Here is a 13,598-nt window from a genome sequence, read left to right as displayed (position 1 = left end):
TCTGTAATAAACCCTATATTCTAAGAGGTAATTATCTCCATCTTGTTTATTTAAGGGCTTTTTGTGTTCAATTTGTTTAATGGCGCCCGCCGATTTATCTATAATAGCCACTTTTTATATTATATTCGCATAATAATCGCACTTACGGGAACGACTTTATTTCCATGGGCTTTAGGACAAGAACCAAAATATACTATACCTCTTACATTAGGTGTTGTCGCAGCCGCATTAACTGACTTAGATGATAGGCTTGTGGGCCGCTTAAGAAACCTTGTGATCACCTTATGTTGTTTCTTATTAGCATCAACATCTATCGGATTACTCTACCCTTACCCTATTTTATTCTTTTGTGGTCTTGCTATCTCCACTTGGGGGTTTATTTTATTAGGCGCCTTGGGTCAGCGTTATGCTACCATCGCCTTTGGTGCGCTATTAATCGCTATTTATACCATGTTAGGTATGCCGATTTTCCCAGAATGGCATGAACAACCTATTTGGCTCCTTTTAGGCGCAATTTGGTATAATTTGCTTACCTTAATTGGTCACCTACTTTTCCCTATTCGTCCCGTTCAAGATAGCCTTACGCGTTATTATCAGCAGCTTTCCGCTTATCTAGAAGCCAAGGCCGCATTATTTGATCCCGATATTGAAGGTGATCAACAGCAATTACTGTATAACTTGGCATTGGCTAATAATCAGTTAATTGAGGCAATGAGCCAAACTAAATTAACATTACTAAGCCGTTTAAAAGGTGATAGAGGCCAGCGTAGCAGTCGTTTCACATTGCATTATTACTTTGTGGCTCAAGATATTCATGAACGGGCCAGCTCTTCTCATATTCAATATCAATTACTGAGTGATAGATTACGCCACAGTGATGTCCTTTTCCGCTTTCAGCGCTTACTGTCAATGCAAGCAAGAGCCTGCGAACAAGTCGCTCAATCTATTCTTTGGCATAAAAAGTACCAACATAATCCTCATTTTGAACGTGCAATCACTCATTTAGAAAATGCACTTAATAATGTAAAAAACAGTACTTCTGATCCACAAATTATTGCGCCACTCTATAATTTATTACAAAACTTACAGGGCATAGATGCTTTATTAAAAAGTATTAGTACAGAGCAATATCAAATCTCTCATGACCAAAAAGAAGAAACTCAGTTATCTGATGAAGGGCTTACTGGGTGGCGAGATATCGTGCTAAGAATAAAAGGTCACTTAACACCTAAATCAGCTCTATTTAGACATGCGGTACGAATGTCACTTGTCTTATGTATAGGTTATGTGATCATCCAGTTTTTTGATTTGCATCGAGGGTACTGGATTTTATTAACTAGTTTGTTTGTCTGTCAGCCTAACTATAATGCGACACGTAGACGATTAACATTACGGGTCAGTGGCACTATTATTGGTATTTTGATTGGTTTCCCTATTCTCTATTTTGTGCCTTCCATCGAAGGTCAATTAGTGCTTATTGTTGTGACAGGTACGCTCTTTTTTGCTTTCCGAACCGTACAATACGCTCATGCCACTTTGTTTATCACCCTACTCGTTTTATTAAGTTTTAATTTATTAGGTGAAGGCTATGATGTCGCACTACCGCGGATCATTGATACGTTAATTGGATGTGCCATTGCCTGGTTTGCAGTCAGTTTTATTTGGCCGGATTGGAAGTTCCGTCAATTGCCATTGCTCATCCAAAAAACCATGACCAATAACTGCTACTATCTTGATGCGATCCTCATTCAGTATTATCAAGGAAGAGATAATAGCGTTAATTATCGTATTGCACGTCGTAATGCACATAGCAGTGATGGTGAGTTAGCATCTTTAATTTCTAATATGTCATCAGAGCCTAAAAGCTTTCAAACCTCTCAAGAGGAAGCATTTAAGTTGCTGTGTTTAAATCATACTCTATTGAGCTATATTTCAGCGTTAGGTGTTCATCGTTGCAAAATTGAAGATGAAGCGGTACTCACCCTGCTTAATGATACTGTCTGTTATATTGATTCAGCGTTAAGACGTAAAAAACCACAAGATAATGATTTTATACAATCTCACGATCAACTTATCGCACGTGTTAATGCACAACCAAGTTCAGATAACGCCCGTATTCAATTAGTGTTAACGCAAATACGCTTGTTACTGGATTTACTGCCACAAATTGTCAATTGCATTGAGCTAATTGAGCAAACAGAATGGCAAAGCGATAAAGATAAATTAGCTACAGCTTAATGGATAAAAAGTTATTTTCTCTAATGTTCTAATAGAAATTAGAGAAAATAACAGACTCTATTGGCTTAAGTTTGCTCTTATTCCGTTATTCCGTTATTCCGTTATTCCGTTATTCCGGTTCATTCTAATGTACTAAAGTCCGAGTACTGTAGTTTAATAGGATTTAACGGATAACTCTTTATACCAATTTAACAATTCCATTTTTAATTGACTAGGTAACACAGACCGATGACAGCCAACAATAGCACCCGCTAACGCAAGTAATAAGTCGCTATTTCCTTGCTTAGGTTGCGCAATCAGTTTTAAATAACATGCCTTCGCACCGATCGTACGTAATTCCTCGATACGGTTAATCCCAACTTGATTCAGCTTTTTCTCTAATGCTATGCCCAAATTGGGTAAATCTTTGATACGACGAGGCTGCTTTTGCTGCCCTAAAAACTCCTGAGTACTATAGTGATATGCAAAATCGATATATTGATTGAGCTTAGCGCTATTACGCCATATTGCTTGCGTAATACGATAATAGCGCAATGTAATGGGGATACTTTTTTTAGATAGACGTATGCATCCATGTTGTTTGCTTTATAGAGTGTTTCAGCAAAACCACTCCCTTTTAAATAAAATTCATTATCAGCAGTAATCGCAAAGATAACCTCATCAACCATTAAGCTATAACCGCCGAATTGAGACTTCTTACTTAACTTTCCATATTCCGCTACGCGCGATAATAAATGAGCCTTCCTTTGCTCAGGTAAAATTGACATCAGATCTCCAAACCACAAAAAATATTTTTTATCTTAAAATTCAAATATATGAATGTATTCTTGATGGTTAAGACAATAAATAAATGTCCTTTTTTTGCCAATAGTTACCCGCTCAAAAATATGAATTTACATAAATTTTGAGAGCAACTTTCAAAAAATTGATCTTGATTTAAGTGAAACTCAGGTATACTGTATATGCATACAGTACATATTGAACGAGGTAAATATGAAACTCTCAACATCATCTTTGGCAAGACAAAATGGCCTTTTCCAAGAGATCTCTACTGAGGTATTACCTCTCTCTATGGCCTCCGATACAATTACAACAACAATGCCCGATAATAGACAAGGCATGGTAAGTGAACTGCTTTACCAAAATCCCTTGATGATTAACCACATTTTACTACCTCTGTTAAAACAGTATAGCCATGAATCACGTTGGTTACTGTGGTTAAGTCCACAACAAAAATTAAATCGTAGTTGGTTAAAAGAAACCGGTTTACCCCTGAATAAAATCATTCAACTCAATCATGTTGATTCAATTAATACTGTGGAATTAATGGAGAAAGCGCTACTAAGTGGAAACTACAGTGTAGTATTGGGTTGGTTACCAGAAATATCGTCAGAAGAGATGAAAAGATTAGAATATGCTGCCAGCATCGGTAAAGCGTTAGGTTTTATCATGCGACAACAAAACAGTAATCATATCCAAATAGAAAACAATAATTCCTCTAAACGACATTTAAACTCGATAAAAATTCATTCAAATCACTACCATTAGTGAAATTTAAGAGTTTTCCTAATACTCATAACGCAACATTATCATTTAAGATAAGTCATAATCAATTGTAACTTAAATCATATGGTTACAAGAAATTTAACAAAAATATAGAATAATTCTTATTGTGAATAAGGGCCGATCTTTTTAAAATTTTAAGTCGAATTTTAAAGGGATACTTGTAACTTTTTAAGTTCATTGTAGACTTTATATCGTTAAGGTTATGCTTTAAATCCCGTTTTTGGGGATCATCATTTGATGAAAGCATCGAATTCCTAACAATAATTTAACCAAGGGCAAATAATAAGGCTTAAAGCCAAATGCCTAACTTGGATGATAACGAGGCGTAAAATGAAAAAGACAGCTATCGCATTAGCAGTGGCAGTGGCAGCTTTCGCAACTGCAGCGCAAGCAGCTCCAAAAGACAATACTTGGTATACCGGTGGTAAATTAGGTTGGTCTCAGTATCAAAGTACTGGTAACAATTGGGACGGTGTGAATATCGGTAACGGTAGCACACACAAAGACCAAATTGGTGCTGGTGCATTTGCTGGTTATCAGTACAACCAATACTTAGGTTTTGAACTGGGTTATGACTGGTTAGGTCGTATGGCTTATAAAGGTTCATACAACAACGGTGCATTCAAAGCTCAAGGTATCCAATTAACCACTAAATTAAGCTATCCAGTAATGGATGACTTAGACGTTTATACACGTTTAGGTGGTATGGTATGGCGTGCAGATTCAACTGCAACTATTAATGCAACTTCAGCAGGAACTCAAAAACGTTTCTCTGAAAATGATACTGGCGTTTCTCCAGTATTCGCATTAGGTACTGAATACGCGATCACTCCTAACATTGCTACTCGTCTTGAGTATCAGTGGATCAACAACATCGGTGATAAAGGTACTCTGAACGCTCGTCCAGACAATGGTATGCTGAGTGTTGGTGTTGCTTACCGTTTCAACCAAGAAACTCCAGCTCCAGTTGTTGAGCCAGCTCCAGTAGTTGCTCCAGCTCCAGTTGTTGAGAACAAAACCTTTACTCTGCGTTCAGACGTTCTGTTCAACTACAACAAATCTTCTCTGAAAGCTGAAGGTCAAGAAGCACTGAATGGTCTGTACAACGAATTAGCTAACATCGACCCAACTCAAGGTCGTGTAGTAGTTATCGGTTACACTGACCGTATCGGTTCTCAAAACTACAACCTGCCTCTGTCAGAAAAACGTGCTCAATCTGTAGTTGATTACCTGGTATCTAAAGGTATTCCTGCAAACAGCATCTCTGCAGAAGGTCGTGGTAAAGAAAACCCAGTAACTGGCAACACTTGTGACAACATCAAAGCTCGTGCAGCTCTGATCGATTGCTTAGCGCCAGACCGTCGTGTAGAAATCGAAATCCAAGGTACAACTGAAGTTGTTGTTCAACCTGGTCAATAATTCAAATAGTAGAGACATCTACTGTAATGAATTCTAAAAAAACCCTGCTTCGGCAGGGTTTTTCTTTTGATGATGACTTTAAATAATTAGCAGAGATATTCTCTATACCTCTTAAGTTAACGCTATACTGATGATCTCTCGATAATAAACAACGCTATTGTCATCTACTCTTTTTTCTGTTTGTCTCGTTCTAGTAACTCAATTAGGCCATCTTTTAGGTTATGTACTTTTAGTGCATATTGCTCTTTTCGCTCCGCATCTTCGATAAGCTGGACAATCGTTTCTGATAATGTCAAACCTCGGCGCTGAGATAGTGCTGATAGGCGTTGCCAAACCTTAAAAGTTAAATCGATAGATTTTTTACGCGTATGCTGATGTTCAGCATTAAAATAACGCTTTCTTCGAGCACGAATAGTTTGCTTCATTCTATTCGATAACTCAGGGTTCATATGTAAATTGATCCATTCAAGGACTTTTAATGGTTGAGATTCAAGACGTAATAGTTGCTCAACCACTTCATCGGCGGCGCTCTTTTCAACATAACGGGTGATTAATTCACCTTCGCGATGTTTTTTTACCAAATAAGCCCACTTCCAGCCACATTCTAGATTTTCTAACTGTTGATATTTCATACAAATCACCGTGACAACGTAACTATATACTAGCATATCAACAATTTTGCCAAAAAACTGCCTTAAACCGAATATTTTTGCTTAAATTATCACCAAAAAAGATAAGTAGCTTTTGCTACCTCCCACCGACAAATGTCAGAAGGGATAGTTTTCTAACCACGTTGTGATAGAATCGTGCGTCGCTATAATAAAACAATACATTCAATTTAATAGGTTATAGCAAAAGTAATGGCAACGTATATTCCCGGCCAAAAGTATAGACATAATATAACTGTCAATAGCTGTCTTATTGCAGGATAGATACCAGCTATTAACGCTTTATGTTAACTTCCATGTTCACTACTCAATAATAAAAACGGTAACCTTGAAAAACAACGAATTAGAATGGCAGGCGTTACGCCCAGATTACGCCTCCTACCAGACTTTCTTTCAAACAGCATCGCAATTGCCTGCATCTTCACTTCGTGAGGTTCAACCTCGCTTATATGAAAGCTTACAGTGGCTAAATAATGCAGAAGCAGGCCAATTTATGCTGTTAAAAGCAGAAGATTCTACTGCTTATTTCGAAACACTCGCTGATACATTACAACAAGCAGAGATAAAAACTTATCCTGTTGTAGGTGCCTATCAAGCTGAATCTAATCAAATTTATTGGCAAGAAAATGTAGAAGGCTCATTTTCATCATCAGAATCTATTGCTTGTTGCCAATGGATAGAGCCAGAACAACTTTTTGGTTCATTTTATTATCATAAAGATAAGCTCCTCGTTAACCCAGGACTGTTGCATAAAGTCAATGGTGGTATTTTAGTCTTATCCATTAAAACGCTCTTAGCACAACCCTTAATGTGGTTCCGACTGAAAAAGATGGTTGAAGAGCAACGCTTTGAATGGTTAGTGTGGAATGACCATCAAGCCCTTCCTTTGCCTATTGAAGCCATGCCCCTTCACTTGCGTGTTATTTTAGTGGGCGATCGCCTAAGCTTAGAAGAGCTTGAGTTTATGGAGCCTAATATTAGCAGTACGGCACTATATGGCGAATATGAGTACGATATGTATTTAGAAGATGAAACCGCCCTGAGCCAATGGTGTGGTTTTGTTAATGGGCTTTGCCAAAAATATCGTCTGCCTTCATTATCTGCTGATGCTTGGCAAGTATTACTGACTCAGGGCGCAAGAGAGCATGAAGATCAGCTTATCTTATCTCTCGATCTTGAATTCATATTACGCCAATTGCGTTATGCTATACGTTTTAATCATGATGCTTATCTTGGTGCCGAGGCGCTTAAAAAAGCGCAAGAAAATCGTTTATGGCGACATAGCTACTTATTAGAACGAAGCCGTGATGAAATATTACAAGGCCAAGTCACTATTCACACGGAAGGTGAAATGGTAGGCCAAATAAACGGTCTTTCTGTCTTAGATTATCCCGGTTATCCCGATCTAATTGGCGAGCCAACTCGTATTACCTGTGTGGCTCATATTGGTGATGGCGAACTGGTCGATATTGAACGAAAAGCAGAATTAGGTGGCAATATCCATGCAAAAGGCATGATGATTATGCAAGCCTACTTAAATTCTGAATTACGATTAGATCAGCCACAACCTTTTAGTGCTTCCGTCGTTTTTGAACAATCTTACGGTGAAGTAGATGGTGATAGTGCCTCACTAGCAGAATTATGTGCGCTAATCAGTACATTGTCACAACACCCAATTGATCAACAAATCGCCGTAACCGGTGCCGTAGATCAATTTGGTCAGGTACAACCTATTGGTGGTGTTAACCAAAAAATTGAAGGCTTTTTTGATATCTGTCAGCAAAGAGGATTAACAGGATCACAAGGGGTTATTATACCGCTGGCGAACGTGCGACATCTGGTTTTAAACGAGAGCGTGATACAAGCCGTCAAAGAAAATAAATTCCATATTTGGCCGGTTGTCCATGTTGCAGAAGCTATTACTTTGCTAACACACCAGCCTTATTACGAAGAGCAATGTGAAAATCCACAATCAAATGAACACTTGTTAGCTGTTATTCATGATCGAATAACACAAGCTAATAATCAGGATAGACCTAAGTTACCTTGGTTCCTACGCTTATTCAGATAATTCTGTTTCAAGTGATCGGAGTTGTTCAGCGTACAAGTGTAAGCTATTCTGTTATCTTACACTTGATAAAGGCTATATAAACAATGGTTGATAAACGCGAATCTTATTCTAAAGAAGACCTCATTGCTTCAGGCCGTGGTGAATTATTTGGCCAAGATGGCCCACCACTGCCTTCAGGTAATATGCTAATGATGGATCGCATCATTAAAATGACTGAAGATGGCGGCTCCCATAATAAAGGCTTTATCGAAGCAGAATTCGATATCAAGCCAGACTTATGGTTTTTTGATTGCCACTTTGTCAATGATCCTGTTATGCCGGGTTGTTTAGGGCTTGATGCAATGTGGCAACTGGTAGGTTTCTACCTAGGTTGGTTAGGCGGTGAAGGTAAAGGCCGAGCTTTGGGTGTGGGTGAAGTGAAATTCACTGGGCAAATTCTACCAACAGCCAAAAAAGTCACCTATAAAATTGATTTCAAACGTGTTATCAATCGCAAGCTTATTATGGGTATTGCTGACGGTGAAGTTTATGTTGATGGTAAACTGATTTATGAAGCCAAAGATTTAAAAGTCGGCTTATTTAAAGATACCTCAGCATTTTAAGTCAATATTACACATAGATAGATAAGAGCCTATTCTCTTCGATTGAGATTAGGCTTTTTCTTTTATGGTGGTATCTCAGATAAGAGTACTTGGCAAGTTTTCGCCCTACCGTACTTTACAACATAAAAAGGCCTACCGCGGTAGACCTTTTTATTTCCAATTCACAGTTGTTATTTATATTCAAATTGTCCTATGTTCAAATTATTCATAGGAATATGCATAAATAACCCTCTTTTGATTATCAATTAAATCTTAGTGATAATATTTGCGATAACACATGTGTCCGCAGTATCACGTCGACGGGTTATTTATTTTGCAAGACCGGGACGATCTTCCATGGCCTGTCGCCAACCTCCTAGCCAATGTGAACGTGCATCAATGGCAAAATAGGGACACTGCTCTTTTGAACGACCTTGCATACCGGCTTGGTAACCTTTCGATAATGCTCTAGCTAAACGATCTCGTTTCTGTCTTTTCATATTTAGACAACCCTCACGTTCTAAGTTTAAGCGGAAAGATAATGATTGTTTTTCATACAACCACTATAAATTGATACGCTTTATTGAGGATTTAAGCAAGTAAAGAAATTAATATAATTGTCATATTTGTGATACTAAGCTGGATCCTATTTAAATCACCTTAGATTACAATTAATTATATTTAATATAATTAAATAATTTATATCTATTTGTATTTATTAATAAAAGACATAAAGCAAATCATAACAAGCTGATTTTTATTTATTTTTATAAAAAAATAATATTAAAGATCCGATTTCTGACCTAAATAATAAAAACAATAGCTTGAAAATAAATAATCGATTTTTTTCAATTTATGTCAATATAACAATCCTATTAGAATTGCCTATTTTCTACTATTCACAGTAGTAAAAATAAAATTTATGCCAAATAACCATAGCAACATTAATGATATAACTTAAGTTATCGACAAATATGAAGCCTGTTAACTAAAAAACCTCTATTAACTCAAATTCTTCAAATATTAATTCCATATCTGGAGAGTAGGTGCCTTCTCGCATAAAGAATTCTTTATGTCCTTGTTGCCAATATGACAAGCTTAGATCACCCTCACCTTCTTTACTCGCTAACTGTTCTGTGACTTCAGAAAAACGTACCAATGTTAAAGAGCGTGTTCTGATAACACAAATAGGAACCCCATGACTATTTAAAATAATATTGTAACCACCAATTGTTGGCGTGACTGGATCACTAAAAAAACCACTCAATGAGCTACATGTTGCTGTTTTTTTTCTTTCAACGACAAGTTGTGCAAGTTCATCAGCAAGCTGCGGATTATCCCCGAAAGACCAACAAATCGCTGTAGGGTATTTCTTTTTTATCAATTCCAGCATGAGATTTTTCTCTCGTTATCTCGAATAAAAAACCAACACCTGATTTTAGTCAGGCATTGGTTATTCCTATATTACTGTATAAAACAATTAATATTGTGATTTAATTGTTTTTGCGATCTCAGCGACGACATTCTGCCATCCTTCTCCTAGCGTACGTACCAGAGCCGGATAGCCATCTTCCGTTTGTGTTAACGCGACAGAAAAAGGCTGACTAATCACTTTATTGCCTTGAGTGTAGATCCAATCACCAGCAATAATCACTTTGCCATCATATCGACCTTGAAAATAATTAACATTGACAGTCAATTTAGCAAGTTTATCTTCAATAGGTTGTGTCGAGACCACTCGATTAGGGAATTCTTTTGCTAATCCCACAACCAGATTTTGCTGTAGCTGTTGATCAAGCGGGTTTATCCACAAATGTTGGTTAGCAACGGTATAATTGATATCACTGGTTTGATAGACAATGCCCGTGTTAACTAACATATCAGATAAACGGATAGGCTGAACCCAAATCTGATCTTGCTTTGCGCTCTCAGTGGTTGTAACAACCTTATTATTTGCACCTTGATAAACATCAGGTAATTGATAATAAGCTTTATCAGGCACACTTGAACAAGCCGTCAGCATCAATACCGCGATCCCAATAATATATTTCATTATTTTTCAGCCCTCTTTGGTTCAGGATCTTTACCTTGTTGTGCTTCAAAAATTAATGCGTTGCTCTTATTGTTTAAGGTCTTCAATAGCGGTTGCATCTCTCTTAGCACTTGATCTAAGCGTTGCATATTATCAACCATTTTACTGTATGCCGGTGAGCCAGGTTGGAAACCTTGCATACTGCGATTGATCTCTTTTAATGACTGTTGAATATCATTAGGCAGTTTTTGGAAGTCATCACTACCAATCATAGCATTTAATGATTTCAGGGTTTCCTTCGCTTCAGCAACCGCTTTTTGACTTTCGGTTAATGTCGCGGTCATCTCTTTCAACATTGGCTCAACAGGAAGATTGTTGATCTTATCCAATGAAGTCATCACTTTTTGCTGAATTTGCGTTAAACCAGAACTGACTGTGGGTATTTGTGGTAATCCTGCAACAGTTTGTGGCCCTTTCCAAGGTTCAACATCTTGATAAAAGTCCAGATCAATATACAGGGCACCTGTTAATAGATTGCCTGATTTTAACGATGCTCTTAATCCATTTTTAGCAGCAGAAGAAAGCTCTTTTACGAAATCAAAACTTTCACCGACATCATTCGCAAAACGTTCCGGCTCAACATGGATAAGCACAGGAATACGGAAATCTTTATCTAACGATTGTTGCATTTCTTGGGTGTAATAGGGTACTTGAACAACCGTACCCATTCTAATACCACGGAACTCAACTGGCGCTCCGGCTTGTAATCCTCTTATAGAATCAGAGAAAAACATAATATAGCTACGGTAATCGGTATATAACGAATTTTGAATACTCTTTTCGTTATCATAAAGTTTAAATTCTGTTTTAGGGGCTATAGCTTCACCAGGTAACCACCCCGTAGGCACATCAAAACTCACCCCACCGCTAAACAGCGTGGAAAGCGAAGCCATTTCAACACGAACCCCTGATGATGACATATCAAATGCAATGCCTGAATCTTTCCAGAAACGAACATTCGACGTGACCATTTTGTCATAAGGTGCTTTGATAAAAAGCTGGTAATGCATATCTCGGCTTTCAATATTAAATTCACTCGTCTCAACCGAGCCGACTTGATAACCCCTAAATAATACCGGATCACCTGCATTAAGCTGGCCTGCTCTTTCACTGACTAAATTAATGCGTATCCCCTTTGCATCCGGAGAGGCCAGTGGCGGAGAGTCCAATAAATTAAATTCATCCTGCTCTTTGCCTGTTAAACCGGGTTGTAGCTCAATATAAGCACCTGAGAGTAGAGTACCTAAACCAGTGACACCTTCTTTTCCCACTTGTGGTTTAACCACCCAAAAAGCGGTATCAGCACGCAGTAGCTCTTTCATTTCATTATCGAGACGAGCTTTGATGATCACTCGACTAAAATTACTATCTAATGTCACACTTTCGACTAAGCCAATATCAACACTGCGGCTCTTTATTTTAGTTTTACCTGCTTCAATACCATCAGCATTATAGGTTATTAATGTGACTTCAGGACCTTGATGACTGAAATGATAATAAAGTATCCAAGCTCCTATCAATAACGTAACAAGAGGTATTATCCAAACTGGAGACCAGCTTTTCAGTTTATTAATTTTTGCTTGTGTTAAAGCAGTATCGTTCTTTTCAGTCACCCTTAGGCTCCTTAATCATGGGTTTATCATCATCGGCAGTACATTTATCCCATGTTAACCGAGGATCAAACATCATTGCAGAGAACATCGTTAATACGACAACCAATGCAAATAGCACTACACCAAAATCGGGATAGATACTCATCAGACGTCCCATTCTGACTAATGAAGCTAAAACAGCGATAACAAAAACGTCAATCATTGACCAACGCCCTACATATTCAACCACTTCATAGAGAAAGTGCATTCTCGCCGGATCACGTTTTCCTTTGGCTTTATGTGCATCCCAACATAGCCAACCGATAGCCACCATTTTTAAACTAGGTACCATAATACTGGCAATGAAAATAACCATTGCCACAGGATATGAGCCATCTTCCCAAAGTAAGATAACCCCTGCCATTATGGTTGAGTAAAGATTATTACCCAGCGATTCCGTCACCATAATCGGCAATAGGTTAGCCGGAATATAAAGAATTAAAGAAGTAATTAAGAAAGAGAGCGTCCATTGCAAACTATGAGGTTTTCTCGCATACCCTTTTACTTCACAACGACTACATTCATATTGATCAGCCGGTAAAATAGCAGTACAAGAACGACATAATCTTACCCCTTGCTTTAAACCTGTTTTACCTGATTCAATTTTAGGATAAGCGGGTCGCGATTCTAGTTTTTCCCATAATGTATGGCGATCTAAACATTGAAATGCACGAATTTGTAATAAGCAGTAAAGTACATAAGGTAGAAAGCTTAACCCTAAACCGATATCACCATACGCCATTAGCTTAACAAAACTGACTAAAATACCGGCTAAAAAAATCTCTGCCATACACCACGATTTTAATTGGAAAAGAATTCGTGATAGCCAAATTTGTAATTTTCTTGGCAGCTTAATGGGTGTACAAAGCAGTAAAATCGCTATCATGCAGAAAGCAGGAACCACTTGTACAAAGAGTAAAAAGAAAGCGCCTAGCTCAACATAATTTTCGCTAAACATCACATTTGGGATCTGCATTAAAGTAATGTTATTGGTAATTCCTGCCACTTCCATACTGACAAAAGTAAATTGGCAAGCCATTAATAACATAAATAATGCACTAATCGCCAAGGCTACTGGCTGATAAAAAGGTTGTCGCCAACGTGCTGTTAGCAAAGTGTGACAACGTGGACAGGTCGCCTTGGTTCCTTGGGCTAATTCAGGAACACTCACTACCAGATCGCACTGAGGGCACAATATTTGCTCATGTTGTTCTTCATGACAAGAATGTTGACCCGAACACACAACGGCACCTCTCATTTATTTGATAATCAATAAACAACAATAAGTATAGAGACTAAAACGGGGCATTA

At 37.9% G+C, this 13,598-nt stretch carries 11 protein-coding genes and 1 pseudogene; 5 read left to right on the top strand and 7 right to left on the bottom strand.

Annotated features, from left to right (window positions below; genetic code table 11):
* The first annotated feature begins 63 nt into the window (after positions 1-63).
* Entirely contained in the window at positions 64-2,238 is a 2,175-nt protein-coding gene (gene yccS, locus GWI58_RS12325) for a YccS family putative transporter (RefSeq protein ID WP_017628410.1), read from the top strand.
* A 153-nt stretch (positions 2,239-2,391) separates the two neighbouring features.
* Here the strand turns inward: yccS and GWI58_RS17970 are convergent.
* Positions 2,392-3,005 (bottom strand): annotated as a pseudogene (locus GWI58_RS17970) (TfoX/Sxy family DNA transformation protein).
* Between the two features lie 226 nt (positions 3,006-3,231).
* On the opposite strand from GWI58_RS17970, the gene sulA reads away from it, so the two are divergent.
* Together sulA and ompA are read left to right on the top strand one after the other, a co-directional pair.
* Entirely contained in the window at positions 3,232-3,786 is a 555-nt protein-coding gene (gene sulA / locus GWI58_RS12315; RefSeq protein ID WP_064505926.1) for an SOS-induced cell division inhibitor SulA, read from the top strand.
* A gap of 348 nt (positions 3,787-4,134) precedes the next feature.
* Positions 4,135-5,223 carry a porin OmpA gene (gene ompA, locus GWI58_RS12310; protein WP_004247686.1) on the top strand — a complete coding sequence of 363 codons (1,089 nt, stop codon included), beginning with the start codon at positions 4,135-4,137 and terminating at the stop codon, positions 5,221-5,223.
* A gap of 164 nt (positions 5,224-5,387) precedes the next feature.
* On the opposite strand, the gene matP is transcribed toward ompA, so the two are convergent.
* The gene (matP, locus tag GWI58_RS12305; RefSeq protein ID WP_004244682.1) at positions 5,388-5,855 is read right to left on the bottom strand and encodes a macrodomain Ter protein MatP; all 468 of its coding nucleotides are present in this window, start codon (positions 5,853-5,855) and stop codon (positions 5,388-5,390) included.
* A gap of 364 nt (positions 5,856-6,219) precedes the next feature.
* Here matP and GWI58_RS12300 point away from each other — a divergent pair, with 364 nt between their 5' ends.
* Both GWI58_RS12300 and fabA read left to right on the top strand, forming a co-directional pair.
* Positions 6,220-7,962 carry an AAA family ATPase gene (locus GWI58_RS12300; protein ID WP_094960027.1) on the top strand — a complete coding sequence of 581 codons (1,743 nt, stop codon included), beginning with the start codon at positions 6,220-6,222 and terminating at the stop codon, positions 7,960-7,962.
* Positions 7,963-8,045: 83 nt separating this feature from the next.
* Positions 8,046-8,564: a bifunctional 3-hydroxydecanoyl-ACP dehydratase/trans-2-decenoyl-ACP isomerase gene (fabA, locus tag GWI58_RS12295; RefSeq protein ID WP_004244680.1), complete on the top strand. Its 519-nt coding sequence runs from the start codon at positions 8,046-8,048 to the stop codon at positions 8,562-8,564.
* Between the two features lie 308 nt (positions 8,565-8,872).
* On the opposite strand, the gene rmf is transcribed toward fabA, so the two are convergent.
* From rmf to pqiA, 5 genes are all read right to left on the bottom strand, one after another.
* Positions 8,873-9,043, bottom strand: a complete 171-nt coding sequence (gene rmf / locus GWI58_RS12290) for a ribosome modulation factor (protein WP_004244679.1) — start codon at positions 9,041-9,043, stop codon at positions 8,873-8,875.
* A gap of 488 nt (positions 9,044-9,531) precedes the next feature.
* Positions 9,532-9,936: an ASCH domain-containing protein gene (locus GWI58_RS12285; RefSeq protein WP_094960026.1), complete on the bottom strand. Its 405-nt coding sequence runs from the start codon at positions 9,934-9,936 to the stop codon at positions 9,532-9,534.
* Positions 9,937-10,023: 87 nt separating this feature from the next.
* Positions 10,024-10,596: a membrane integrity-associated transporter subunit PqiC gene (gene pqiC, locus GWI58_RS12280; protein WP_004244677.1), complete on the bottom strand. Its 573-nt coding sequence runs from the start codon at positions 10,594-10,596 to the stop codon at positions 10,024-10,026.
* Positions 10,596-12,248, bottom strand: a complete 1,653-nt coding sequence (gene pqiB, locus GWI58_RS12275) for an intermembrane transport protein PqiB (protein WP_004244676.1) — start codon at positions 12,246-12,248, stop codon at positions 10,596-10,598. Before pqiB ends, pqiC begins: the two co-directional genes overlap by 1 nt.
* The gene (pqiA, locus tag GWI58_RS12270) at positions 12,241-13,530 is read right to left on the bottom strand and encodes a membrane integrity-associated transporter subunit PqiA (protein WP_004247682.1); all 1,290 of its coding nucleotides are present in this window, start codon (positions 13,528-13,530) and stop codon (positions 12,241-12,243) included. Before pqiA ends, pqiB begins: the two co-directional genes overlap by 8 nt.
* Between the last annotated feature and the right edge of the window lie 68 nt (positions 13,531-13,598).

It is taken from the genome of Proteus sp. G2674 (assembly GCF_009915195.1).
GTDB classification, from domain to species: Bacteria; Pseudomonadota; Gammaproteobacteria; order Enterobacterales; family Enterobacteriaceae; genus Proteus; species Proteus mirabilis.
This window is presented reverse-complemented; position numbering and strand designations above follow the sequence as displayed.